Annotated in this window: 25 protein-coding genes; 19 read left to right on the top strand and 6 right to left on the bottom strand. The window is 65.2% G+C overall.

What is annotated here, in order from left to right; translation table 11 throughout:
• Positions 1-134 precede the first annotated feature (134 nt).
• The 3 genes from HU230_RS16815 (at position 135) to HU230_RS16805 (ending at position 2,911) form a co-directional block, all read left to right on the top strand.
• On the top strand, positions 135-1,667 hold the full coding sequence (locus tag HU230_RS16815; protein ID WP_095735072.1) for an acyl-CoA carboxylase subunit beta: 1,533 nt from the start codon (positions 135-137) through the stop codon (positions 1,665-1,667).
• Between the two features lie 137 nt (positions 1,668-1,804).
• On the top strand, positions 1,805-2,152 hold the full coding sequence (locus HU230_RS16810; protein WP_176530676.1) for a hypothetical protein: 348 nt from the start codon (positions 1,805-1,807) through the stop codon (positions 2,150-2,152).
• A 432-nt stretch (positions 2,153-2,584) separates the two neighbouring features.
• Positions 2,585-2,911 (top strand): twin-arginine translocation signal domain-containing protein, encoded by a 327-nt coding sequence (locus tag HU230_RS16805; RefSeq protein WP_176530677.1) that lies wholly within the window; start codon positions 2,585-2,587, stop codon positions 2,909-2,911.
• A 69-nt stretch (positions 2,912-2,980) separates the two neighbouring features.
• Here the strand turns inward: HU230_RS16805 and HU230_RS16800 are convergent, their stop codons facing one another.
• A complete protein-coding gene (locus HU230_RS16800; protein ID WP_176530678.1) occupies positions 2,981-3,211 on the bottom strand; it encodes a GCG_CRPN prefix-to-repeats domain-containing protein in 231 nt (76 codons plus the stop codon).
• 311 nt (positions 3,212-3,522) lie between these two features.
• Positions 3,523-4,218 (bottom strand): ArsR/SmtB family transcription factor, encoded by a 696-nt coding sequence (locus HU230_RS16795; protein ID WP_050402286.1) that lies wholly within the window; start codon positions 4,216-4,218, stop codon positions 3,523-3,525.
• A gap of 93 nt (positions 4,219-4,311) precedes the next feature.
• Here HU230_RS16795 and HU230_RS16790 point away from each other — a divergent pair, with 93 nt between their 5' ends.
• Genes HU230_RS16790 through HU230_RS16780 form a run of 3 tightly spaced genes read left to right on the top strand, consistent with a single transcriptional unit; the run spans position 4,312 to position 5,878 of the window.
• Entirely contained in the window at positions 4,312-4,620 is a 309-nt protein-coding gene (locus HU230_RS16790) for an NIPSNAP family protein (RefSeq protein ID WP_176530679.1), read from the top strand.
• A 32-nt stretch (positions 4,621-4,652) separates the two neighbouring features.
• Positions 4,653-5,003 carry an antibiotic biosynthesis monooxygenase family protein gene (locus tag HU230_RS16785; protein ID WP_176530680.1) on the top strand — a complete coding sequence of 117 codons (351 nt, stop codon included), beginning with the start codon at positions 4,653-4,655 and terminating at the stop codon, positions 5,001-5,003.
• A 56-nt stretch (positions 5,004-5,059) separates the two neighbouring features.
• The gene (locus HU230_RS16780) at positions 5,060-5,878 is read left to right on the top strand and encodes an isocitrate lyase/PEP mutase family protein (RefSeq protein ID WP_176530681.1); all 819 of its coding nucleotides are present in this window, start codon (positions 5,060-5,062) and stop codon (positions 5,876-5,878) included.
• Positions 5,879-5,937: 59 nt separating this feature from the next.
• Here the strand turns inward: HU230_RS16780 and HU230_RS16775 are convergent, their stop codons facing one another.
• On the bottom strand, positions 5,938-6,366 hold the full coding sequence (locus HU230_RS16775; protein ID WP_176530682.1) for a hypothetical protein: 429 nt from the start codon (positions 6,364-6,366) through the stop codon (positions 5,938-5,940).
• A gap of 157 nt (positions 6,367-6,523) precedes the next feature.
• Between HU230_RS16775 and HU230_RS16770 the strand changes: the two genes are divergently transcribed.
• A complete protein-coding gene (locus HU230_RS16770; RefSeq protein ID WP_176530683.1) occupies positions 6,524-7,165 on the top strand; it encodes a trimeric intracellular cation channel family protein in 642 nt (213 codons plus the stop codon).
• A gap of 4 nt (positions 7,166-7,169) precedes the next feature.
• Here the strand turns inward: HU230_RS16770 and HU230_RS16765 are convergent, their stop codons facing one another.
• Positions 7,170-8,396 (bottom strand): cytochrome c, encoded by a 1,227-nt coding sequence (locus HU230_RS16765; protein ID WP_176530684.1) that lies wholly within the window; start codon positions 8,394-8,396, stop codon positions 7,170-7,172.
• Between the two features lie 234 nt (positions 8,397-8,630).
• Between HU230_RS16765 and HU230_RS16760 the strand changes: the two genes are divergently transcribed.
• From HU230_RS16760 to HU230_RS16715, 10 genes are all read left to right on the top strand, one after another.
• Positions 8,631-12,125 carry an indolepyruvate ferredoxin oxidoreductase family protein gene (locus HU230_RS16760; protein ID WP_176530685.1) on the top strand — a complete coding sequence of 1,165 codons (3,495 nt, stop codon included), beginning with the start codon at positions 8,631-8,633 and terminating at the stop codon, positions 12,123-12,125.
• Positions 12,126-12,398: 273 nt separating this feature from the next.
• Complete coding sequence (locus HU230_RS16755; RefSeq protein ID WP_176530686.1) at positions 12,399-13,556, top strand: thiolase domain-containing protein; 1,158 nt, start codon at positions 12,399-12,401, stop codon at positions 13,554-13,556.
• A complete protein-coding gene (locus tag HU230_RS16750; RefSeq protein WP_176530687.1) occupies positions 13,556-13,945 on the top strand; it encodes a Zn-ribbon domain-containing OB-fold protein in 390 nt (129 codons plus the stop codon). The genes HU230_RS16755 and HU230_RS16750 overlap by 1 nt, the downstream gene beginning before the upstream one ends.
• 247 nt (positions 13,946-14,192) lie before the next feature.
• Positions 14,193-15,053, top strand: coding sequence for a MaoC family dehydratase (locus HU230_RS16745; protein ID WP_176530688.1), 861 nt, complete (start codon positions 14,193-14,195; stop codon positions 15,051-15,053).
• 185 nt (positions 15,054-15,238) lie between these two features.
• Entirely contained in the window at positions 15,239-16,117 is an 879-nt protein-coding gene (locus tag HU230_RS16740) for an SDR family oxidoreductase (protein ID WP_176530689.1), read from the top strand.
• Positions 16,118-16,274: 157 nt separating this feature from the next.
• Positions 16,275-17,231 (top strand): dihydrodipicolinate synthase family protein, encoded by a 957-nt coding sequence (locus tag HU230_RS16735; RefSeq protein ID WP_141340969.1) that lies wholly within the window; start codon positions 16,275-16,277, stop codon positions 17,229-17,231.
• Between the two features lie 2 nt (positions 17,232-17,233).
• Complete coding sequence (locus HU230_RS16730) at positions 17,234-18,034, top strand: NUDIX hydrolase (RefSeq protein WP_176530690.1); 801 nt, start codon at positions 17,234-17,236, stop codon at positions 18,032-18,034.
• A 117-nt stretch (positions 18,035-18,151) separates the two neighbouring features.
• Positions 18,152-19,096 (top strand): alpha/beta hydrolase, encoded by a 945-nt coding sequence (locus HU230_RS16725; RefSeq protein ID WP_176530691.1) that lies wholly within the window; start codon positions 18,152-18,154, stop codon positions 19,094-19,096.
• 35 nt (positions 19,097-19,131) lie between these two features.
• Positions 19,132-20,013 carry a DMT family transporter gene (locus tag HU230_RS16720; protein WP_176534989.1) on the top strand — a complete coding sequence of 294 codons (882 nt, stop codon included), beginning with the start codon at positions 19,132-19,134 and terminating at the stop codon, positions 20,011-20,013.
• 273 nt (positions 20,014-20,286) lie between these two features.
• Positions 20,287-22,968 (top strand): PAS domain S-box protein, encoded by a 2,682-nt coding sequence (locus tag HU230_RS16715; RefSeq protein ID WP_176530692.1) that lies wholly within the window; start codon positions 20,287-20,289, stop codon positions 22,966-22,968.
• Positions 22,969-23,130: 162 nt separating this feature from the next.
• On the opposite strand, the gene HU230_RS16710 is transcribed toward HU230_RS16715, so the two are convergent.
• Positions 23,131-23,481, bottom strand: a complete 351-nt coding sequence (locus HU230_RS16710; RefSeq protein ID WP_092114933.1) for a GrlR family regulatory protein — start codon at positions 23,479-23,481, stop codon at positions 23,131-23,133.
• Positions 23,482-23,719: 238 nt separating this feature from the next.
• On the opposite strand from HU230_RS16710, the gene HU230_RS16705 reads away from it, so the two are divergent.
• Positions 23,720-24,151, top strand: coding sequence for a hypothetical protein (locus HU230_RS16705; protein WP_375789532.1), 432 nt, complete (start codon positions 23,720-23,722; stop codon positions 24,149-24,151).
• Positions 24,152-24,166: 15 nt separating this feature from the next.
• On the opposite strand, the gene HU230_RS16700 is transcribed toward HU230_RS16705, so the two are convergent.
• Positions 24,167-24,550, bottom strand: coding sequence for a VOC family protein (locus HU230_RS16700; protein ID WP_176530693.1), 384 nt, complete (start codon positions 24,548-24,550; stop codon positions 24,167-24,169).
• Between the two features lie 351 nt (positions 24,551-24,901).
• Between HU230_RS16700 and HU230_RS16695 the strand changes: the two genes are divergently transcribed.
• Positions 24,902-25,456 carry a hypothetical protein gene (locus HU230_RS16695; protein ID WP_176530694.1) on the top strand — a complete coding sequence of 185 codons (555 nt, stop codon included), beginning with the start codon at positions 24,902-24,904 and terminating at the stop codon, positions 25,454-25,456.
• Positions 25,457-25,503: the final 47 nt, after the last annotated feature.

The raw sequence follows: 25,503 nt of genomic DNA, 5'->3' as shown, positions 1-25,503 counted from the left end.
GAAAATCCTACCGTTTTTGCGCCCGAACCCGCCCACAAGCGCCTTTCCGGTTCCGAAATGACCGTGCTAAAGCCATTCCGCGGACCGGCACCTCGCGCCGGGACGCGGACTGTAGCTAACACGGGCGGAAACAAATGAAAGACATCCTCGACACCCTCGAAGAGCGGCGCGCCGGCGCCAAGCTGGGCGGCGGCGAAAAGCGCATCGAGGCGCAGCACGCCCGCGGCAAGCTGACCGCCCGCGAGCGGATCGAGCTTTTGCTGGACAAGGGCTCGTTCGAGGAATTCGACATGTTCGTCGAGCACCGCTCGATCGAGTTCGGCATGGAGAAGACCAAGATCCCCGGCGACGGCGTCGTCACCGGCTGGGGCACGGTCAACGGCCGCAAGACTTTTGTCTTCGCCAAGGACTTTACGGTGTTCGGCGGCTCGCTTTCCGAAACGCACGCACTGAAAATTACAAAACTTCAGGACATGGCGATGAAGGCGAGGGCGCCTATCATCGGCCTCTATGACGCCGGCGGCGCGCGCATCCAGGAGGGCGTCGCTGCCTTGGCGGGCTATTCCTATGTGTTCCGCCGCAACGTGCAGGCCTCGGGCGTGATCCCGCAGATATCGGTCATCATGGGCCCCTGCGCCGGCGGCGACGTCTATTCGCCCGCGATGACCGACTTCATCTTCATGGTGAAGAACACCAGCTACATGTTCGTGACCGGCCCTGACGTCGTGAAGACCGTCACGAACGAGGTGGTGACCGCGGAGGAACTCGGCGGCGCCTCGGTGCACGCGACCCGCTCCTCGATCGCCGACGGCGCGTTCGAGAACGACGTCGATGCACTGTTGCAGATGCGCCGGCTGATCGACTTCCTGCCGTCGAACAATACCGACGGCGTGCCGGAATGGCCGAGCTTCGACGATATCGGCCGGGTCGACATGTCGCTGGATACGCTGATCCCCGACAATCCGAACAAGCCCTACGACATGAAGGAGCTGATCCTGAAGGTCGTGGACGAGGGCGACTTCTTCGAGATCTCGGAGACCTTCGCCAGGAACATCGTCACCGGCTTCGGCCGCATCGCGGGCCGCACCGTGGGCTTCGTCGCCAACCAGCCGATGGTGCTGGCGGGCGTGCTCGACAGCGATGCCTCGCGCAAGGCCGCACGCTTCGTGCGGTTCTGCGATGCCTTCAACATCCCGATCGTCACCTTCGTCGACGTGCCGGGCTTCCTGCCGGGCACCGCGCAGGAATACGGCGGCTTGATCAAGCACGGCGCGAAACTCCTGTTCGCCTATTCGCAGTGCACGGTGCCGCTCGTCACCATCATCACCCGCAAGGCCTATGGCGGTGCCTTCGACGTGATGGCCTCGAAGGAGATCGGCGCCGACATGAACTACGCCTGGCCGACCGCGCAGATCGCGGTGATGGGTGCCAAGGGCGCGGTGGAGATCATCTTCCGCTCTGACATCGGCGACCCCGACAAGATCGCCGCGCGCACCAAGGAATACGAAGACCGCTTCCTGTCGCCCTTCATCGCCGCCGAACGCGGCTACATCGACGACGTCATCATGCCGCATTCGACGAGGCGGCGGATCGCACGGGCACTGGCGATGCTCAGGGATAAGAAGGTGGAGATCCCGGCGAAGAAGCACGACAATCTGCCGTTGTGAGGAATGCGTCGGGCGGATTAGCGACTTGTCCGCCGTAGCTCGAAGAGCGAAGGCGGAAGTGTAACCCGCCATCTTGGTTCCGCGCGATCCGCGGCGGGTTACGGCTCCGCCGAACCCGCCCTACAGGTTCGAACCTGATGACTGAAGACGAGCCGACCGACGACATCTCCGAGATCGAGGCGCAGATCGAGGAGCTTGCCGAGAGCGCCGAGCGATCTCGCAGGATTATTCTCGGTTCGAAAGTGGCAATCGCCGGCGGGTTCGTGTTGTTGTTCGCTGCGCTGCTCGGCCTGTTCAGTTCTGGTGAGACCGCAGCACTCGGATCGATCGCGCTGGTGCTTGGCGGCATCGTGTCGCTCGGATCGAATGTCAGCACGTTGCGGCAGACCGAGGCCGCGATCAGCAGCGCCGAGGCGCGCCGTGCGCGACTGATCGGCAACATCGATCTTCGGCTAGTTCACGATGCGCCGCTGAAGCTGATGTGAGGCCATACTTCGTAGCCCGGATGAGCCAACGGGTCGCGCGAACGCGCGCCCGATGACAGGCTCCGCGACATCCGGGGCCGCTTTATCCGTATGGTATCGTTCCCGCATATCGCTCCACTCATGCGGGCTACGCGGCTAACTTACCAGTCGCGCAAATCAAACCTGCTCGCGCCGGCTGCGGCATAGTAACCCGACAGGCGATGCTAGCTAGTTCCATTCGACGGTCCTCGAAACCGGCGGAATGGGCATGACGGGTAGAACGCGAGGAAGCGGCGGGCATCGTGATGGTGGTTTGACGTCACGCCGTTGCAAACGCGGCCGTGCGGCGTCGAATTCCCTGAAACGTGAATGCGCGGTTCACCGAGCGTTCAGCTCGCGGCGAAAAAACTGGCTGACGCAGTTGGTCCAACTCAGCAACAAAGGGAAACTCTCATGGAACGCCGGGATTTTCTGAAGATGGCCTTCGGTGTCGCCGCCGGTGTGGCGACTTTTGCAGCAACCGCCCGGGCGGCGCCGCTCGCGCCGCTTCCGCTCAAGGGGGATGCCCGCGCGCCGGCCGGCAACGATGCGCATCCGGCCGTCACCACCGGCGACGAGGTCGGTCGCCTGAAGCCCGAGGAGGTGCGCTGGCATCACGGTCATCGCGGTTGGCATCATCGGCGCTGGCATCACCGGCATTGGGGCTGGCGCCACCGCCACTGGCGCAGGCATCACTGGCGTCATCATCACTGGCGTCATCATCACTGGCGCCGCTGGTGACATCGGCACCACCTCAAAAAAGAAAAACCCCGCGCGAGGCGGGGTTTTGTTTATCCAGGTGTGCCGCGATCAGATCGGGCGGCAGCGGCCGTAGCGCCAGGCGAAACCGTACGGGCAAGCGCGAACGCGCGGCGCCACCACGACCGCGCCGGGTGCGACGACGACGGGACCACGGTTCCTGACGCAGCCGCCATAGGGACCGCGGTGCCAGCCGGGGCCGCAACCACCGGCAGCATCAGCCGCGCTGATGCCGGCGAATGCGGTCGTCACCAAAACTGCTGCTGCAAAAAGATACTTCATTTCTTCTCCTTTTAATTCGGCCGCGCTGCGGCACCGCAACAAACTTTTGATTACCGATTCGCCCGGCCGGATCATTGCAGAAGCCGTGCCCGATGTCGTCGACCATAATGTTGCGGGCTGAACGCGACATGAATGTTGCGCGTCACAGCTGCGTCAGTGCGCCGCAAGCAAGCTCAGCATTGATTTGAAACATTTCGCACGCGCGAGAGCAGTACGCGCCGTCACGAGGATACAAATTGTATCGGAGAGCGAGACAAGCAAGACAATGGGTTCGCGAATGACCGCGCCGATGCCGAATTCAACGCGCGATGTTACTCGCCCGCGCCAAACAGTGCTGCGAACCGCTTCTCACCGTTGCGCGAGAAATTGACCACGCGGCTGCCCGGTGCAGCATCGCGCGCGGCCCATTTCAATTCGGTGAAGCGGTCCATCATGGCAGCGCCGAGCGTGCCGGCGAGGTGGTGGCGCCGCTCGCTCCAGTCGAGGCAGGCCTTGCACACCGGACGGCGCGGATGCGTCAGCGCATCGGCGTCGATCTGCAGCTCCTCGGCCATGAAGCGCTTGCCTTCGCCGGTCAGTTCGATCGCCTGCTTGCTCTGGCGCACCAGTTTCTGCCGCCTCATGCTGTCGAGCATCTGCACGCCGAGATCGCCGGCGAGATGGTCGTAGCAGATGCGGGCGCGGCGCAGCGCCGGATCCTTCGGTCCGGTGCGCACGCGCATATGGCCGGCGCGGGCGGCGATGCCCTGCAGGCCTTCGAGCACGTCGGCGACGTCGGGGTCAGAGAGCCGGTAGTAGCGGTGGCGGCCTTGCTTCTCGGGCTCGATCAGCCCGCCGGCCTCGAGCTTGGCGAGATGCGAGCTCGCCGTCTGCGGCGTGATGCCGGCCTCCTGCGCCAGCTCGCTCGCGGTCAGCGCGCGGCCGGTCATCAGCGCGGTCAGCATGTTGCAGCGTGCGGGATCGCCGACCAGAGCGGCGATCCGGGAGATGTCGGGTCCTGCTTTCATAGTTCGATGATAGCCGAAGCATCGAGGTCGGGCAAGGCGGTAGTGTCCATCGTGCCCGTCGCCCGTAAAGACGAAAACACCAGGAGGCCATCAATGACCGTCACCGTCTTCATCCGCTACCAGCTCGATCCGTTCAAGCGCGCGATGTTCGAGGAGTATTCGCGGAACTGGCTCTCGATCATCCCGCGCTGCGGCGGCGATCTGCTCGGCTACTGGATGCCGCATGAGGGTACCAACAACGTCGCCTTCGCGCTGATCTCGTTCGAAAGCCTCGCCGCTTACGAGGCCTATCGCGCGCGGCTGCGCCAGGACAGCGAGGGCATGGCGAACTTCAACTTCGCGGAACAAAACCGCTTCATCCTCGCCGAGGAACGAACATTTCTGCGCAAGGTCGAGCTATAGTCGTTCCATAACGACAACGCGCGGAGGCGCCCATGATTGCCGTGATCTTCGAAGTCTGGCCGAAGGCTGAGCACCGGGAGCTCTATTTTGACCTAGCCGCCGAGCTGAAGCCGATCCTGCAGGAGATCGACGGCTTCATCTCGGTCGAGCGGTTCGAGAGCCTGACCGAGAAGGGCAAGTTCGTGTCGCTGTCGTTCTTCCGCGACGAGGCTGCGGTAGAAGCCTGGCGCAACACGGTCGAGCACCGCCGCACCCAGGCCAAGGGCCGCGCGCGGATCTTCGAGAATTACCGGCTGCGGGTCGCGAGCGTGATGCGTGACTACGGCCTGAACGAACGCGATCAGGCGCCGAAGGACAGCCGCGCAGTGCACGAGCCGCACTAGCACCGCGGAGTGTGCGTGCCTATCTCTGCGCGGCCAATGACTCTAGGGAGCGACCAATGCCACTGCCAACTGCTGACAAACGAGCCGCCTTCAAGAAGCTGCACGACAGCGGGTGCTTCATCATTCCGAACCCGTTCGATGTCGGCAGCGCCCGCGCCTTGCAACATCTCGGCTTCAAGGCGCTCGCCTCGACCAGCGCGGGCTTTGCCTGGACCATCGCGAAGGCCGACAACCGCGTCACCGTCGATGACGTCTGCGACCACCTCACCGCGGTGTGCGCGGCGGTCGATATTCCCGTCAACGCCGATTTCGAGGGCGGCTTCGCGGTCGAGCCTGAGAAGGTTGCGGTCAATGTCGCGCGCGGTGTCAAGACCGGTGTTGCCGGCCTCTCGATCGAGGACTCCACGGGAGACGCGGCCAATCCGCTGTTCGAGCACAAGCTCGCGGTCGAGCGCATCAGGGCGGCGCGCAAAGCCATCGATGCCGACCACAGCGGCGTGCTGCTCACCGGCCGCTGCGAGGCGTTCCTGTGGGGCAAGAAGGACCTCAATCTGGTGATCGAGCGGCTGCAGGCCTATTCGGAAGCCGGGGCGGATGTGTTGTATTCGCCGGGCATCTCGACCAAAGAAGAGATATCCGCGGTCGTGAAGGCGGTGGCGCCGAAGCCGGTCAATCTCTTGATCGGCGGCGCGTCCGACCTGACGCTGCAGGCTGTCGGCGACCTCGGCGTGCGCCGGATCAGCGTCGGCGGCGCGCTGGCGCGGATGGCCTGGGCCGGCGTCATGAAGGCGGCCAAGGAAATGGCCGAGAAGGGCACCTTCACCGAATTCGCCAACGGCTATCCCGGCGGCGAGCTCAACAAGATGTTCAAGTAGTCGCCACAAAAAAGCAGCGGGCCGTGGGGGCCCGCTGCTCGCGCCGGTGTCGTTACGCGTTACTTCGCATTCTCGGCCGGCGGCGCGGCCGGCTTGTTCATGTCCGACTTGTTCATGTCAGACGGCGGGGTCGACGGGTTGGCCGGCGCCGCGCCCGTGGTCACGCCGGGCTGGCTGTTCGGCTTCGGCGTCACGTCGCGCATGCCCGGAGGCGGCGCGGCTGGGTTAACCGGCTGCGTCTGCGCGGTCTGCGTCGACGGCGTCGTGCCGGCCTCGTGCACCGACGTGTTGTTCAACCCGTAGAACAGCGCGCCGAGCACCACGGCCACCGCAACTGCGAACATCGCGATCTTGGTGCTGCTGGCCGGTCCCTCCTGGAGTTCCGGATCCGGCTGCAGCTCGTTGTCCAGGCTGTTGAAGCGCGCCTGACGGCGGATTTCGTCATCGGTCAGGTTGGCGCGATACGGATCGTCAGGGTTGTAAGCCATTTCAAAGTTCCTCCGTTAGCCCCCCAAGGCTAAGCGCGTAGTCTAAACGCTGGAGACAATGGCTGGCGCGTGAGGATGTTCCGCGCCAATGTTGCAACCTGTTCATGCTGGAACCGCCGATTCCCAGGGTTCCGAACCTGTTCCATGAGGCTTTTTCATGTGGACCATGCCGCCCACCGATTCGGTGCTGCACGTGCTCTCGTTCATTGCCGTTGCGGCGCAATCGATGACGGCGGCGCTGGCGGCCGGCAGACGCAGCATGGATTGGGCCGGCGTCTGCATGTTAGGGGCGATCACCGCGCTCGGCGGCGGCACCATCCGCGACGTGCTGCTCGGGCATTATCCGCTGCTCTGGGTCGCACAACCGATCTACCTTGCGATCGCGGCGGCGGGCGCCTTCGCCACCATCCTGCTGGCGCGGCTGGTGGTCAGGCTCAATCTCGCGTTCCTGGTGCTCGATGCGATCGGGCTTGTGGTGTTCACCATGGCCGGCTGCGACGTGGCCTGGCAGGTTGACGCCTCGCTGCCGATCGTGATCGTCGCCGGCATGATCACCGGATGCGCCGGCGGCGTGCTGCGCGACATCCTCTGCAACGAGGTGCCGCTGCTGTTTCGCAGCGAGCTCTACGCCAGCGTCTCCGTGGTGACCGGGCTGTTCTATGCGACCGCGTTCGGACTGAACCTCAACCCACCGGTTTGGACCCTGCTGACCTTCGCCCTCGGCCTGACGTTCCGGATGCTGGCGATCCGCTATAAATGGGAGATGCCGAAATTCGTGTTCAGCGATGAGGAGCGCTGAACGGCTATTTCGCCGTCCGCGCCTTCGCGACCTCGTCCGCGCTGACGGCCGGCGCCGCATTGCCCCAGGCATTGCGGATATAGGTCGCGACATCGGCGACCTCCTGGTCGGTGAGTTTTGGATAGGCCGGCATCGAGCCTGCATTCGGCGCGCGCGGCGTCGTCACGCTCTGCGCACCGTCGAGGATGATGCGCAGCGTGCTCGCAGGACTAGCCGATTGCAGATTGGCGTTGCCGGGCAGCGGCGGATAGATCCGTGGGCTACCGGAGCCATCGAGCTCATGACAGGCGACGCAGGCGCCGCGATAGATGCGCTCGCCGTTGCTCATCTGCGCCGGCGAGGGCGGGGTGACCACAGGCTCCGACGCGCCGGCGGGCAGGCTCTTCAGATAGACCGCGATCGCGCGCACATCGGCGTCGCTCATCTTCGAGGTCGAATTGACTACCACCTCGGACATCAACGGACCGGCATGGCTGTGCCCGTTGCGGCCGCTCTGTAGATATTCGGCGATGTCACCGGTGCTCCAGGACTTCAGCCCACTCCGCTCGGCGCCGTCGAGCCTGGGCGCGAACATGCCCTGCACCATGTTGCCGCCGAGCGCCTGGTCGCGCTTATCGGCGCCGAACGCATTCTTCGGCGTATGGCAGGCGCCGCAATGGGCGAGGGCCTCGACGAGGTAGCGGCCGCGATTCCATTCCGCGGTCCTGCTCTGGTCCGGCTGGATGATGCCCGGCGTGAAGAACAGCGCATTCCAGGCCCGCATCAGCACGCGGTAGCAATACGGCCAGCGCAACCGCGGTGGCGGCGCCCTGTTGCTGACCGGCGCCAGCGTCGCAAGATAGGCGCGGATCGCCAGGATGTCGTCGCGGATCAGCTTCGTGAAATACGGGTAGGGGAAGGCGGGATAATAATGCGCCCCGTTCGGCGAGACGCCGGTGCGCAGCGCGCGGACGAAATCGTCGTCGCTCCAGCCGCCGATGCCGGTATCGCGGTCGGGCGTCAGGTTCGGCGAGAACACCGCACCGAACGGCGTGTCGATCCGCTTGCTCCCGGCGAACGGCTTTGCCGGGTCGGCGGTATGGCAGCTCGCGCAGTCGCCGGCGATCGTGAGCGCCTGGCCGCGGGCGATGATGTCGTCGGTTGACGCAGCGGTGCATTCGCGAGCCGCGAACGCACTGCACAACAGCACACCGGCCAGAATCGCACAGGTCGTTCGAGGTCGTCGCCGCATCCATTCACCTTCCGGTCCACACGACGCGTCACGCCGTTTCGCCGCGGGCCCGTCCTGCGACAGAAACCGAAACGGCCCTGCAATATTCCCGGCACGAAATTGCGATTTTCGAGCGACGGGCTTGGTCGCCCAGAATTGTGCTGCGCCGGCCGGAAAATCCGACATAGACTGGTTCTAACAAGTTCGGATGACTAGCTAAAAAGCAGGCGTCGCGACCAGCGCAAAGAGGGCTAAATGGGAATCAACCAAGGGCCTATCAGCCTCGACCAGAAATACACCCAAGGCACCGGCCACGTCTTCATGACGGGCATCCAGGCGCTGGTCCGCCTGCCCATGGCGCAGATCAGACGCGACCGCGCCGCAGGCCTCAACACGGCAGGCTTCATCTCCGGCTATCGCGGTTCCCCTCTCGGCGGGTACGACCAGCAGCTGTTCGCCGCCCGCAAGCATCTCGAGCAGTACAACATCAAATTCCAGCCCGGCGTGAACGAGGACCTGGCGGCCACCGCGATCTGGGGCTCGCAGCAGCTCGCCCTGTCACCCGGCGCCAAATATGATGGTGCGGTCGGTATCTGGTACGGTAAGGGCCCCGGCGTCGACCGCTGCGGCGACGTCTTCCGCCACGGCAATGCGGCGGGCTCCGCCAAGAACGGCGGCGTGCTTTGCCTGGCCGGCGACGATCACGGCGCAAAGTCCTCCACCGTCCCGCATCAGTCCGACCACGCCTTCATCTCCGCGCTGATGCCCTACCTCTACCCCTCTAGCATCCACGAAATGATCGAGATGGGCCTGCTGGGCATCGCGATGTCGCGCTACTCCGGCTGCTGGGTCGGCATGAAGGTGATTACCGAGACGGTCGAGACCACGGCCGAGATCGACCTCACCGACGAGATGACGCCCTTCATCATTCCGGCCGATTTCGAGCTGCCGCCGGACGGCCTCAACATCCGCTGGCCCGACGACCGGTTCGAGCAGGATCGCCGGCTGCAGGACTACAAGGGCTTTGCCGCGATCGCCTTTGCCCGCGCCAACAAGGTCAACCGCGTCACGATGGATTCGCCGAACGCGCGCTACGGCATCATGGCCTCGGGCAAGAGCTACGAGGACATCCGCCAGGCGCTGCGCGAGCTCGGCATCACGCCCGAGATCGCCGCCAAGATCGGCATCCGCCTCTACAAGATCGGCATGCCCTGGCCGCTGGAGCCGGAAGGCGTGCGCAACTTCGCCGTCGGCCTCGAAGAGATCTTTATCGTCGAAGAGCGCCGCGAGATCGTCGAGAACCAGGTCAAGCAGGAGCTGTTCAACTGGCGCGACGACGTGCGCCCGCGCATCGTCGGCAAGATGGACGATCACGACAAGCGCTTCCTGACCTTCGCCGCCGAGCTCAGCGTGGCCTCGCTTGCAAGCTCGCTCACCGAGCGGCTGCTTCGACTTAATCTCAATCCTGAAATCGCCGAGATGTTGCGCGCCAAGGCCGACTGGTTCAACGGCCGCCAGTCGTCGCAGATGCAGGCGACCGCACCCGTCAGCCGCACGCCGTATTTCTGCTCGGGCTGCCCGCACAACACCTCGACCAAGGTACCTGAAGGCAGCCGCGCGCTCGGCGGCATCGGCTGCCACTTCATGGCGCTGTGGATGAACCGCTCGACCGAGACCTTCACCCATATGGGCGGCGAGGGCGTACCGTGGGTCGGCATCGCGCCGTTCACCAACGAGAACCACATCTTCGCCAATCTCGGCGACGGGACTTATTTCCACTCCGGCATTCTCGCGATCCGCCAGTCGATCGCCTCCAAGGCCAACATCACCTACAAGATCCTCTACAACGACGCCGTCGCCATGACCGGCGGCCAGCACCACGACGGCGATCTGTCGCCGCAGAAGATCACCTTCCAGCTCCACGCCGAAGGCATCCGCGAGATCTACCTGGTCTCGGAAAATCCGGGTTCTTATCCGGCTGATACCATCGCGCCGGGCGTCAAGCTGTTCCATCGCGACGAGCTCGAGAACGTCCAGAAGATGTGCCGCGACACCAAGGGCACCTCGGCGATCGTGTTCGTGCAGACCTGCGCCGCGGAAAAGCGCCGTCGCCGCAAGCGCGGCCTGATGGAGGATCCGGCGCGGCGCGTGCTGATCAATCCGGCCGTCTGCGAAGGCTGCGGCGACTGCTCGGTGCAGTCGAACTGCATCTCGGTCGAGCCGCTGGAGACGGAATTGGGGCGCAAGCGCACCATCAACCAGTCGACCTGCAACAAGGATTATTCCTGTGTGAAGGGCTTTTGCCCGTCCTTCGTCACGGTCAATGGCGGCACCCTGAAGCGTCGCGCGCCGACCGAGCTTGGCGATATCGGCGCTTTGCCGGAGCCGGCCTCGAAGCCCGCGCTCGACCGGCCCTACAACATCGCGGTCGGCGGCGTCGGCGGCACCGGCGTGCTGACGATCGGCGCGCTGCTCGGCATGGCCGCGCACATCGAGGGTAAGGCCTCGATGATCCTCGACATGTCCGGCCTCGCGCAGAAGGGCGGTGCGGTGCTCAGCCATGTCCGGCTCTCCGAGCACACGGCAGATGTGACCTGTTCGCGCATCGTGACCGGCACGGCCGATCTCGTCCTTGCCGCCGACGAGGTCGTGGCGGTGTCGAAGGAGACCATCACGCTGTGCGACGCGAGCCGCACCGTCGGCATCATCAACAGCCACATCATTCCGACCGCGGACTTCATCCTCAACCGCGACTTCAATTTCCAGAGCCGCAAGGTTACCGGCGTGCTGGAGACCGAGCTGCGCAAGGACTCCGCCTTCTTCGACTTCACCAAGCCGGCCGAAGCGCTGCTCGGCGACTCGATTGCCACCAACATCATGATGATGGGCTTTGCCTATCAGCGCGGGCTGCTGCCGCTGTCGGCGGAGGCGATCCAGCAGGCGATCGAGGTCAACGGGGTCTCGATCAAGATGAACACGCAGGCGTTTCAGCTCGGGCGTCTGGCCGCGGCCGATCCGGCGCGGCTCGCCGCGATGATGAAGGGGCAGGACAACGACGTCGCACCGGTCAAGTCGCTGGATGCGATGTCGCTCGACGAGATCATCAACCACCGCATGGCGCTTCTGACCGGCTATCAGAGCGCGCGTTTGGCAAAACGCTACCGCAAGCTGGTCGATCAGGTCCGCGACATCGCCGTCAAGGGCGGTTATGGCGAGGCGCTGCCGCGCGCGGTGGCGATCAACTACGCCAAGCTGCTCGCCTACAAGGACGAGTATGAGGTGGCGCGGCTGTTCACCGATGGCCGCTTCGAGAAGCAGCTGCGCGACCAGTTCGAGGGCGACTTCAAGTTCAACTTCAATCTGGCCCCGCCGATCCTCGGCGGCGGGCTCGATGCGCAGGGCCGGCCGAAGAAGCGGGCGTTCGGTTCGTGGATGATGTCGGTGTTCAAGGTGATGGCGCGATTCCGCTTCCTGCGCGGCACGCCGCTCGACATCTTTGGCTACAACGCCGACCGCAAGCTCGAGCGCGATCTGATCGCGGGCTACGAGAAGGATGTCGCGACGGTGCTGACCCTGCTGTCGCCGCTCAATCACGACATCGCGGTCGAATTGCTGTCGCTGCCCGACCGCATCCGCGGCTACGGCCCGGTGAAGGACAAGGCGATCAAGGAGGCAAAGGTTCGCTACGCGCAACTCGCCGCCGACCTCGCCAACCCGCCGCCCGCGCCGCGGCAGATGGCGGCGGAGTAGGCGCCACATATTCAGTGTCGTCCCGGGCAAGCGAAGCGCGACCCGGGACCCATAACCACAGCAGTTCATTGTTGCGCGATGCTGGGGCGACAGCTTGACCTCACGACACGACCCTTTGGTTGGGTCCCGGCCTTCGCCGGGGCGACACCTGTGTTGTGGGCGCGCGCACTGCGCATAAGAGCAGTCTCGCCTGACGGAATATTTCAGCGCTTGCCAAGGTCGCGCCGTCGGTTCAGAAAAACGCTGGAGCGAGAAACGCCAGCGGAGAGCGATTTGACCATCAAGCGCAAGGCCTACATTGCCGGGATCTACGAGCATCCCACCCGGCATGCACCCGATAAATCAACAGCACAGCTACACGCCGAGGTCGCCAAGGGTGCGATCGAGGATGCCGGGCTCACCAAGGACGATATCGACGGCTATTTCTGCGCCGGCGATGCGCCGGGCGGGCTGTGGCCGATGGTCGATTACCTCGGCCTCAACACCAAGAAGCTGCGTCACGTCGACTCCACCGAGACCGGTGGCTGTTCCTATCTGATCCATCTCGGTCACGCCGCCGAGGCGATCGCCGCGGGCAAATGCTCGGTCGCGCTGGTCACGCTCGCAGGCAAGCCGCGCACCGGTCCGATGCCGCCGCGCGCCTCCGGCGCCGAGGCTGATTTCGAATTGGCCTACGGGGCTACCACGCACAATGCCTATGGCATGTGTGCCATGCGCCATATGCACGACTACGGCACCACCTCCGAGCAGCTTGCCTGGATCAAGGTCGCGGCCTCGCATCACGCGCAATACAATCCGCACGCGATGCTGAAGGAGGTCGTCACCGTCGAGGACGTCTTGAACTCGCCAATGATCTCGGACCCGCTGCATCGGATGGACTGCTGCGTCGTCACCGATGGCGGCGGCGCGATGATCGTCACCACACCGGAGATTGCGAGGAGCCTGAAGAGACCGCTGGTGCGCCTGATCGGCCATGGCGAGGCGATGAAGGGCCCGCGCGGCGGCAAGGATCTCGATCTCACCTATTCTGCTGGCGTGTGGTCCGGCCCGCGTGCTTTCGAAGAAGCGGGCGTCACGCCGAAGGACATCAAATACGCCTCGATCTATGACAGCTTCACCATCACGGTGCTGATGCAGCTCGAGGACCTCGGCTTCTGCAAGAAGGGCGAGGGCGGCAAGTTCGTCGCCGACGGCAACCTGATCTCGGGCGTCGGCAAGCTGCCGTTCAACACCGACGGCGGCGGCCTGTGCAGCAATCATCCCGTCAATCGCGGCGGCATGACGAAGATCTTCGAGGCGGTGCGCCAGTTGCGCGGCGAGGCGCATCCGAAGGTGCAGGTCAAGAACTGCGACCTCGCGATCGCCCACGGCACCGGCGGTCTGCTCGGCGTTCGCCACGCTGCCTCAACCTGCATTCTGGAGCGTGCGTGATGTCTGAAGCCAAGAAGTACAATGCCCCGGTGACCAATCCGGAGACCGCGCCGTTCTGGGAAGCGGCGAAGGCGGGCAAGTTCATGATCAAGCGCTGCATCACGTGCGGCGAAGCGCATTACTTCCCGCGCGCGATCTGCCCGTTCTGCTTCTCCGACAAGACGGTGTGGGAAGAGTCGAGCGGCGAGGCCACGGTCTACACCTACAGCCTGATGCGGAAATCGCCGACCGGTCCGTATGCGATCGCCTATGTGACGCTGAAGGAAGGTCCGTCGCTGCAGACCAACATCGTCGATTGCGATCTGGAGAAGGTGAAGATCGGCCAGAAGGTGAAGGTGGTGTGGAAGCCGACTGACGGCGCGCCGCTGCCGTTCTTCACGCCGGCCTAAGAAGTACCTTCCCCCCTTGCGGGGGAAGGTGCGTAGGCGGCCTTCGGCCGCCGTACTAATTAACGTCGATGCTTTGCATCGGCTATGGAAGCTGCCGGAAGAGGGGTGTCTCTCCGCGAGAGACGTGTTTGTGGAGATAACCCCTCTCCCAAGCAAGTTTGCGTTTGATGCCGTTGCAGCCCTCTCCCGCGGGGAGAGGGCGCTTCAATAGGCACCGTCGACAAGAGAGTTCGGGGAGAAAACAACAATGCCAATCGTGTACGAACAGCTGATGGCCCTGAAGAACCTCGGCCAGAAATACAACTACAGCGATCGCGACGTGATGCTCTATGCCTATGGCATCGGGCTCGGCGCCGATCCGATGGACGAGAACGAGCTCGCCTTCGTCAATGAAGGCGTGCTGACGCCGCGTCCGCTCAAGGTGGTGCCGACCTTCGCGTCGGTCGCGGCCTGGGGCGCCGGCCCCGGCGAGATGAACCTGAACCGCGTGATGGTGGTCGACGGCGAGCGCGACATCACCTTCCACAAGCCGTTCGCGACGGCAGCCCACATCACGGCCGACTCGACGGTGCTCGACGTGTTCGACAAGGGCAAGGACAAGGGCGCGGTGATCCGCCACCAGATCGTGCTGAAGGACGAGAAGGGCGACAAGCTCGCCACGCTGGTCGCCTCGCGCTTCGCCCGCGGCGATGGCGGCTTCGGCGGTCCGTCCGATGGCCAGCCCGAGCCGCACAAGGTGCCGGAGCGCGCGCCCGACAAGGTGGTCGACATCACGACGCGGCCCGACCAGGCGCTGATCTACCGCTTGTGCGGCGACCGCAACCCGCTTCACTCCGATCCCGCGTTCGCCAGGAAGGCCGGCTTCCCGCGGCCGATCCTGCACGGCATGTGCACCTACGGCATCACCTGCCGCGGCGTGCTGCAGACCTACGCCGATTACGATCCGTCTGCCTTCAAGCAACACGCGGCGCGGTTCTCCTCTCCGGTGTTCCCCGGCGAGACCGTGACCATGGAGCTGTGGAAGGACGGCAACGTGGTGTCGTTCGAGGCCAAGGTGAAGTCGCGCGGCGTCACCGTGATCAAGAGCGGCAAGACGGTGCTGGCGTAGCCACACGTCGAGGCCGTCGGCTCCCTCGCCCCGCTCTTGCGGGGAGAGGGTGGGGTGAGGGGCTTTCTCCGCGAACTGTGACAGCGGAGAGACCTGTACCCCCTCACCCGGATCGCGAGGGCGATCCGACCTCTCCCCGCAAGCGGGGAGAGGTGAAGAAGAAAGAACAAAACGGAGAAACGACCATGGGATTACTCGACGGCAAGGTGGCGCTGATCACGGGCGCCGGCGGCGGACTTGGTGAAGCCTACGCAAAGCTGTTTGCGCGCGAGGGCGCGGCGGTGGTGGTCAACGACCTCGGCGGCCCGCGCGACGGCTCGGGCTCCGACAAGTCGATGGCCGACAGGGTGGTCGATGCGATCAAGGCCGAGGGCGGCCGCGCGGTCGCGAATGGTGCCGACATCTCGACCATGGCCGGCGGCCAGTCGGTCTTCGACGACGCAATCAAGCATTTCGGCCGCGCCGACATCCTGGTCAACAATGCCGGCATCCTGCTCGACGAGACCTTCCACAAGGCCAAGGAAGCCAACTGGGACAGGGTGATGAAGGTGCATCTGAAGGGCACCTTCTGCTGCACCCAGCCGGTGTTCAAATGGATGCGCGACAATGGCGGCGGCGTCATCGTCAATACCTCCTCGACATCGGGCTTGATCGGCAATTTCGGCCAGACCAATTACGGCGCGGCCAAGGGCGGCATCTGGGGCCTCTCTAACGTACTGGCGATCGAGGGCCGCAAGTACAACATCCGGATCTGGACTCTGGCGCCGGGCGCGCTGACCCGCATGACGGCAGACCTGCCGCGCTACAAGGAGAACCCAGGTGCGGCGCTCGGCCCCGACGGCATCGCGCCGGCCGTGCTCTACATGGTCAGCGATTTGTCGGGCGACCAGACCGGCAAGGTTCTCGGCGTCTCGGGCCCGCGCGGCGTCCGCGAAATGCGGATGATGGAAATGGAGGGCTGGAAGCCGCCATTTACCGGCTGGAAGGCCGAGGACATCGCCACCCACGCCAAGGAGATCTTCTTCTCCGAGGAGCAGATCAAGATGGGCGCGCGGCGGTTCTGATCTTACGTCATTCCGGGGCACGCGAAGCGTGAGCCCGGAATCCATAACCACGATCGGGAGTATGGATTCCCCGATGCGCCATTGCGCATCTGAGGCCTGCGCCAAGTGGCGCATCCCGGAATGAGCCTGTATAGAGGCGGAAACAGATGAGGCACCAATGACCAAACTCACCGCCCAGGCCGCAGGAACCTTTGCCATCGCGCCGACCCCGTTCCACGACGACGGCCGCATCGACGAGGCATCGATCGACCGGCTGACCGATTTCTATACCGAGGTCGGTTGCGACGGCGTCACGGTGCTCGGCATCTTGGGTGAGGCGCCGAAGCTCGACGCCGCGGAGGCGGAGCAGGTCGCGCTGCGCTTCGTCAAGCGCGCCAAGAAGCTGCAGGTGATCGTCGGAGTCTCGGCGCCCGGCTTTGCCACGATGCGCTCGCTGGCGAAGAAGTCGATGGATGCGGGCGCCGCCGGCGTCATGATCGCGCCGCCGCCGCATCTGCGCACCGACGACCAGATCATCGGCTACTTTAAGCAGGCGCAGGAAGCGATCGGCGACGATATTCCCTGGGTGCTGCAGGACTACCCGCTGACGCTCACCGTCGTGTTCACACCCGCGGTGATCCGCAAGATCGTGATGGATTCGCCGTCCTGCGTGATGCTCAAGCACGAGGACTGGCCAGGCCTCGAGAAGATCTCGACCTTGCGCAACTTCCAGAAGGACGGCTCGCTGCGGCCGCTGTCGATCCTGGTCGGCAATGGCGGCCTGTTCCTCGATTTCGAGATGGAGCGCGGCGCCGACGGCGCGATGACGGGCTATGCCTTTCCCGAGCTCCTGATCGACGTCGTCAATTTGTCGAAGGCCGGCAAGCGCGATGCCGCGCATGATCTGTTCGACGCGCATCTGCCCCTGATCCGCTACGAACAGCAGCCTGGCGTTGGCCTGACCGTGCGCAAATACGTGCTGCAGAAGCGCGGCATCATCTCCTCCAGCGCCCAGCGCAAGCCCGGTGCTGTCATCACGCCGCAGGCGAGGGCGGAGGTCGATTATCTGCTCTCCCGCGTGGCGCGTGTCGACCGTCGCGCCAATCTGCAACCGCAATCCAGTGCAGCAGGATAATTATGACCGAGATCGTTGCCCCGCGCCTTGCGTCCACCGTTTTGCTGTTGCGTGACGGAACGCCGTCAGGCGAAATCGAAGTCTTCATGATGGTCCGCCATCACCAGATCGAGTTCAATTCCGGCGCGCTGGTGTTTCCGGGCGGCAGCGTCGACAAGAACGACAAGGAGATAGCCGCCGATCCCGCGCTCTATTCGGGCGGGGAAGGGCTCGACGGCGACGCGCTCGGTTTCCGCATCGCCGCGATCCGCGAAACCTTCGAGGAGAGCGGCATCCTGCTGGCGCGGCCGCGGGGGTCGAAGGATCTGGTCGACGCCATGCGCGCGAACGACATCGCGACCGCGCATCGTGCGGCGTTGAACGAAGGCAAGATCACCTTCCTCAAGGTGCTCACGGACAACGGCATGGTGCTCGCGCTCGACGAGCTCGTGCCCTATGCGCACTGGATCACGCCGGAGGGCATGCCGAAGCGCTTCGACACCTGGTTCTTCCTCGCCGCCGCGCCGCCCGAGCAGCTCGGCGCCCATGACGGCAAGGAGTCGACCGACTCGATCTGGGTATCGACGCGCGAGGCGCTGGAAGGCGGCGAGAGCGGCCGCTTCAAGCTGCCGTTCCCGACCACGCGCAACCTGATCCGGCTTGGCAAGCAGCCGAGCGTCGGTGCCGCGCTCGCCGACAGCAAGGGCAAGTCGATCGTCACGGTGATGCCCGTGATGACCAAGACCGCCACCGGCCGCCAGCTCCGCATCCCCAAGGAAGCTGGCTACGACGGCGAGGTGTTCGACGTCGGCGCGATGGGCTGAACTCTCGCGGATCCGGGCCACGATACTTCGGCGGGCATCGAAATATAGTCACCAGAAGCTTGCTATAACCACGTCAATCACCGCGCTGGGCGAACGGCCCGGCGCAAAGGAACCGACGTGGCAACATCTCTCGAAGCGGCAATATCTCTCGAAGCCCATCTGACGCTGCCCGGCAGCGATCACACCCTGCTGCTGCGGCACTGGCCGGGCGCGGGCGATCCGGTGCTGTACGTTCACGGCGCGACGTTTCCCTCAGCGCTGTCGGTCGGCTATCGCTTTGGCGGGCGTTCCTGGGCGGACGATCTCAACGCTCGTGGTTTCGACGTCTGGGGTTTCGATTTCACAGGCTTCGGCGGCTCGAGCAGGCCGCGGCAAATGTCGATGCCCGCGAGCGGGGTCGCGCCGCTCGGCCGTGCGCCGGAAGCCGCCGATCAGGTCGGTGCGGTGGTCGATCACATCCGCAAGGTGCGCGCCGGTGCGCCGGTTCATATCGTCGCGCATTCATGGGGCACGATGGCGGCCGGCCGTTTTGCGGCCGATCGTCCGAATGCCGTCGGCCGCCTCGTGCTGTTCGGGCCGATCGTCCGGCGCGAGCTGGAGGGGCTGCCACGCCCCGAGAGCGTCGGTGCATGGCGCGAGGTCTCCATCGCGGATCAATTGAAACGATTTGTCGAGGACGTCCCGCCGTCGCATCCGCCGGTGCTGATCGAGCCTGACCTCGCCGAGTGGGGGCCGGCCTATCTGGCGAGCGATGCCGGCGCAGCCGGACGCAATCCGCCGGCGGTCCGGATTCCAAACGGGCCGCAGGCCGACATCATCGCCGCGATGTCGGGACGGCTCCCCTACGACCCGCGCCGCGTCCAGGCGCCGACGCTGATCGTCCGCGGTGAATGGGACAACCTTTGCCAGGATGCCGACGCAGCCTGGCTGACACATGCACTGGGCGCGTCGCAGAAGGCCGATGTCGTCGTGCCGAGCGCTACGCATTTGATGCATCTTGAACACGGGCGGGAAGGCTTGTTTGCGGCAACCACCGCTTGGCTCGCAGGGAGCGCGTCGTGAGCGGCCCCGCGACCGGCGACGCGCGCCAGCCCCCTATGGGCTTCGAGCTGGCGCTGCTGCTCGCGCTCGCCACCCTCTGGGGCGGCTCCTACACCTTCATCAAGCTCGGCGTCGCGACCATTCCGCCGATCACGCTGATCGCGGCGCGCACTGCAATCGCGGGGCTCTTGCTGCTCGTCATCATGCGGATGCGCGGCGTGACGATGCCGATGGACGGCGCGACCTGGCGCCGCTTCATCTTCCAGGCCTGCCTCAACAGCGTGATCCCGTGGACGCTGATCGCCTGGGGCGAACGCTTCGTCGATGCCGGCCTCGCCACCATCCTCAATTCGGCCTCGCCGATCTTCACCTTCCTGTTCACGGCCGCGATCACCCGTCATGAGGCCGCGAGCCCGCGCAAGCTGTTCGGGGTGATTGCCGGCATGGCCGGCATCTGCCTGATCGTCGGCGTCGATGCGTTCCGCGATCTCGGGGAGGGCATCGTGGCCGAGGTCGCGATCGTCGCCGCCACCATCTGCTACGCCTGCGCCGCGATCTTCAGCCGCGGCTTCAAGGGGCTCGATCCGATGGCGCCGGCCGCGGGCTCGCTGATCGCGGGCGCCGCGGTGCTGATTCCGCTCAGCCTTGCCGTCGAACGGCCCTGGACGCTGACGCCGTCGACCAGTTCGCTGCTCGCCTTGCTGGCGCTTGCGGTGTTCTCGACCGCGATCGCCTTCGTGATCTACTTCCGCCTGATCCAGACTCTGGGTTCGGTCGGCACCACCGCGCAGGCCTATCTGCGGGTGCCGATCGGGGTTGCGCTCAGCGTCGCCTTTCTGGGCGAACGGCTGAGCCCGACGGCGTGGACCGGGCTCGCCTGCGTCGTGATCGGCGTCGCCGCGATGACGATTCCTGCGCGAAGGGTTACCACGGCCTGAGGTCATCGCCGCGACGGCGATCCCGCCGCGGACGACCGCCGCCGCTGATGTCCTGTCTCCCGAAACCGGCTGCCGGCTGGATGTCCCCGGATGCGTCAAGGAGGCCGGCATCCCGTCGAACGAGGCCTGATGTCACCCTGTGCCGGAATCGGCCACCGACGGCCCCCCGGGTGACACGGGTCACACCGCCGGCCGGCGGGGGGCTTCAGCATGTTTCCCCAAAGCCCGTAATTTCCCGTATATTGGGGCGCATTGGACCCCGGCCTTGATGACATGACCGCTGAATTGCCGCCGAATTCGCAAGCGCCGCGTGCGTTCTCCCTCTCCATTGGCCAGCTCACGTTCGGCAGCTTCCTGCTGGTGCTGGCTGTGATCATCATCACGTCGACGGCCAGCGTGATCGCGATCCGGCACATCGATACGACCTTCGCCGAGCTGCAGCGGCTGCAAAGCGTCGGCGACATCGCCGAGGATATCGATCGTCGCACCAACGAGCTGCGGCTGGCGGCGCGGGACTTCGTCACCGAGCCCGGAAACCAGTCGGCCCAGGTCGCAGAGGCGGCCCAGTCGCTGAGCGAGATCCTGAAGAAGACCCGGATCGAGCTGGCGCCCGAGCAGCAGGACATGATCGACGGCGTCACCCAGCGGCTGGCGACCTATCGCAGCGGGATCGAGCGCATCTCGGCGTTGCTCAGCCGCCGTGCCGAGATCGTCGCCGGGCTGCCGCCGCTGCGCGATGCGTTCGACAAGGCGGTCGCCGCGAGCGATGATGCGGCGCTGGCCAACACGCTGTCGCAGGCGCAGAGCCGCATTGCCACCGCGCTGTTGGCGCACAACACGTCGGCCGCCGAGCAGGCCGCGCAAAGCATGCGGGCGATGACCATCGCCGAACCCGCCCTGCGCGGCGCGGTCGACAATTATGCCGAGGCGATCAGCGCGATTTCAGTTCGCGAGGGCCAGATCGCCGACATCGACCGCGAGGTACTCGGCGCCGAAGGCCGCCTGATCCAGAAGGTCACCGAGCTACTGCGCGAGCTTAGCTCCCGCCGCGGCCATGTGCTGTCGCGCGATTTCGCGCGCACGCTGGCGGAGGCAAAATGGCAGAGCATCGTGCTCGGCACGGCGGGGGTGCTGATCGGCCTGTTCGCTTCGGTGCTGGTGGTTCGCCGCACCGTTCGCCCGCTCGCCCGGATCGCCGGATCGATCCGCAAGGTCGCGGGCGGCGAGAAGAGCGCGTTCATTCCGGGCGCCGATCTCGACAACGAGATCGGCGACATCGCGCGCGCAGCCGAAGTGTTCCGCCAGACCCTGGTCGATGCCGACAGCGCGCGCGAGGCCGCACTGCGCGCGCTTGCCGAGCAGCGGCTCGCCGAGGAGAGCTACCACAAGCTGTTCGAGGCATCGGTCGACGGCATCTACGTCACGACGCCGGGCGGTGCGCTGCTCAACGCCAATCCGGCGCTGGCGCGGATGATGGGCTATGCCACGCCGCAGGACCTGATCAACGGCATCGGCGACATCGCGTCCACCGTCTATGTCGATCCGGCGGCACGGGAGCAGTACCAGCAGCTGATGCTGCGCGACGGCACGGTGCGCGACTACGAGTATCAGGTGCGCTCGCGTGACGGCACCGTGCTGTGGCTGTCCGATTCCGCGACCGTGGTACGCAACGACGAGGGCGAGGTGGTCCGCTACGAGGGCACGGTGCGCGACATCACCGACCAGAAGCGCGCAGAGGACGCCATCGCCGAAGGCCGCCGGCTGTTGCAGATGGTCATCGACACGGTGCCCGCCGTCATCAACGTCAAGGAACGCAACCTGCGCTACGTGCTGATGAACCGCTACATGGCGGGTATCTTCGGCATCGAGCCGCAGGACGCGATCGGCCAGACCACCGCCGAGCTGATGTCGCGCTACGGCGCAGCCAAGACCGACGAGAACGACAAGCGCGTCCTGTCGGCGCGCCGCGAGCTTGGTTTCTATGAGGAAGAGTACAAGGACGCAGCCGGCAACATGCGGCAATGGCTCGTCAACAAGCTGCCGATCCTCGATGCCCAGGGCGACATCGAGAACATCGTCACGGTCGCGCTCGACATCGGCGAGCGCAAGCGCTCCGAACAGGAGATGCGCAAGGCGAGGGATTCCGCGGAGGCGGCGCTGCGCAATCTGCGGGAAACCCAGAGTTCGCTGATCGAGGCCGAGAAGCTCGCCGCGCTCGGCCGCCTGGTCGCCGGCGTCGCCCATGAGGTCAACAATCCCGTCGGCATCAGCCTCACGGTGGCCTCCGCGCTGGAGCGCAAGACCGCGAACTTTGCGACCCAGGTCGAGCGCGGCGACTTGCGCCGCTCGAGCCTCAACGACTTCCTGAACACCGCGCGGGATGCCTCCTCGCAGCTGGTCGCCAATCTGAACCGCGCCGCAGAGCTGATCCAGTCGTTCAAGCAGGTCGCCGCCGACCGCAATTATTCGGACCAGCGCACCTTCGATCTCGGCGATCTCACCGAGCAGGTGGTGATGAGTCTGCGGCCCGGCCTGCGCAAGCACAATCTGACGCTCAACGTCGATTGCGAGCCGAACCTGATCATGAATTCCTATCCCGGACCGTACGGCCAGGTGCTGACCAACCTGTTCCTCAACGCGGTCGCGCATGCGTTCCCGGACGGCAAGGCCGGCGAGGTCGAGATCCAGGTGCACGCCTCCGGCAACGACTATGTCGAGGTGATCTTCGCCGACAATGGCTGCGGCATGAGCCTCGACGTGCGCCGCCGCGCCTTCGATCCGTTCTTCACGACGCGGCGCGACCAGGGCGGCACCGGGCTCGGGCTGCACATCGTCTACAGCATCGTCACCAATCGCCTTGGCGGCCGGCTCTCGCTCGATTCCGCGCCGGGCAACGGCACCCGCATCCAGATGATCCTGCCGCGCGTCGCACCGCTGGAGCAGGCGGCGGAGTAGGTGAGCGATGAGTCGGTGGCGCCAGCTTTAGCTCCGTCATCCTGAGGTGCGAGCCTCTTCGGCGAGCCTCGAAGGATCGACGGCCACCGACCGGGCCGTGCATCCTTCGAGGCTCGCTACGCTCGCACTTTAGGATGACGGGTCAGATGCCGGTGCGATGACCTAATTGATATCCGCGAGCTTGTGCAGCGTGGCGCCGAAGATCAGGCTCGCCTTGCCGACCAGCGCGGTCCCACTCATGGTGCCGCGGGTGTCGGTGAAGGTGCCGGAGACGCCGATGCCCACCGGCGCGGGCCCGCCGAACAATGGGTTGTCGGTCTCGCGCGGCGTGGTGTGGCGCTGCACGAGGACCTCGCCCTTGAACGCGTCGCCCTTCACCGTGTAGCTGCCGGTGTAATAGAGATAGGCATCGCCGCCGAGAATTTGCCCGTCGCGGAAAAGAATCACTCCGCTGCCCTTGCCGACGCGTCCGTCCAGCAGGGTGACGTGGATTGAGTACAGCCCGTTCTTCATAACGTCCCATGTACCGGCTGCCGCGCCCGCAGCAATCCGGATTGGTTTTTTATGCCAAAGCGAGCAACCTTGTGCAATGCGGCAGGTTGATTCCGGGGGTATCCGGACTGACCGTGAACCCTCGGTTCCTGCCAGCCGGTGTGACGGCGCGATGACAGCGGACCGTGCGCGCGAATCGAACTGGCCCGCGAAATGCATAGCTCTGGTTGCACTGGCCGGTGAGTGCTGGAGCGAACACATGTCGGACTGGATTGAATCGGGCGGCCGTTTGGCGCGCCCTCGCAATGCCAATGGAACTTGGGCCCGTCGTGCGGGCCGTGTGATGGTGTCTCTCGGGCTGATGATGCTGGTGTTGGCGGCGGCCGTACAAATCGCGCGGGCGCGCGATCCCGACGGCCGCTACGCCAATTCGCCGCTCAAGGAATGGTTCGACGGTCTGCGCAGCGGCAAGGGACCGTGCTGCTCGGATGCCGACGGCAGCGCGGTCAGCGACGTCGATTGGGAGTCGAAGGACGGGCACTACCGCGTGCGCCTCGATGGGGCTTGGGTCGACGTCCCCGACGAGGCTGTGGTCACCGAGCCCAACCGGGTCGGCCGCGCGATGGTCTGGCCGATCAAGAGCTACATGGGCGTGACGATCCGCTGCTTCATGCCCGGCAGCATGACGTAGCGGATCGGTCTTCGCTCACGCGTATTTCTGGTCGCGCTCGAGTAGTTCGATCGAGATGCCCTGCGGGCCGCGGATGAAGCAGATCCGCACGCCGGGGCGGATCGTGGTCGGCTCCTTGGTGAACTCGACACCCTTGGCCTTGATCTCGGCCGCGACCGCGTCGATGTCCTTCACGGTCAGGCCGAAATGATCGAGCCCCTGATACGGCGTCACCGGCGGGGCGTTGACGCCGTCGCCTTGTGTCACCTCCGCGATGAACACCTTGGCGCCGCCGAGCTGGACCTCGATGCGGCCGGGGCCGCGGATGATCTCGCCGCCGAGAATGTCGCGCAGCCAGGTCGCGGTGGCCTCGGGATCGGGACTGCGCAGATGGACGTGGTCCCAGGTGACGACAGGCATTGCGATCTCCTTGTTGTTCTCGCGCGCGCTTGGGGCGCGGCACTCGCTCTCGGGCGGCGCAAATCTAGCGATTGGTCCGTTGGGATACCATGCCTCCGTGATGCCAGCCGCAAGATTGTCGTCCCGGAATGAAACCATTCCGGCGGTCGGTGATTGATCTTGCGTGGCCGCTCGACCTGCGGCCGTCCCGGATGCCGCACGCTGCGATGCCTGCGGTTTCTGTGCTGGGTGGCGGCTTGATAGGGCGTCGAGGGTGAGGGCACGACGATGCGAATCGGCTTGGCGTCGTTTCGAAGATTTGGCGCCGGACGTCTCGGTGAGGGCGGCCTTTACGCCAGCCTGCTGCTATCGGTGATCGCGGTCGCCGGAATTGCGGCGTGGTTCATGCTCCCCGAGCCGAGCGATGCTGGAGACCAAGATGTCTGGCCGGTGTCTTCCGCCGTCATCCGCACCGTGCAGGATGCATCGACCGGGGTGCAGCCCGGCCAAATCACAAATCAAGCTGGAAAGGACGCGCCAGCCGCACCGGCAGCTGAGCCGGCCACGGTCGGCGTGGCCACCGCCGCGCAGCCGGCCGAAGCGGCCAAAGCGTCCGAGCCGGGTACTGAAAGATCGCCGCTGGACAGGCTGCGGATCGCCTCGCAATCCTGGCGGCGCGGCGGGCTGGGTTCGAAGGTGCTGGTCACCCTGACGCTGCGCAATGCCAATGACTTCGCGGTGAAGGATATCGAGATCGCCTGCGCCTTCATCCGCGGCGACGGCAGCCCCGTGACCGAACGCAAGCGGCTGATCCCGGACACCATCGCCATGAGGAGCCGCAAGACCTACCCGCCGATGCTGATCGGGTTCGTAAATGTTAACGCAAACAAGGCGAAATGCACGGTCGTGACCGCCAGCCGCGCCTAAACCCTGCATCCCGAAAAAGTGACCGGGAATTGACTTGCCGGGTGAAC

The organism is Bradyrhizobium quebecense (genome assembly GCF_013373795.3).
In the GTDB taxonomy this organism is placed as follows: domain Bacteria; phylum Pseudomonadota; class Alphaproteobacteria; order Rhizobiales; family Xanthobacteraceae; genus Bradyrhizobium; species Bradyrhizobium quebecense.
The sequence above is the reverse complement of the archived record's forward strand: the minus strand, read 5'-3'. Positions and strand labels throughout refer to the sequence as shown.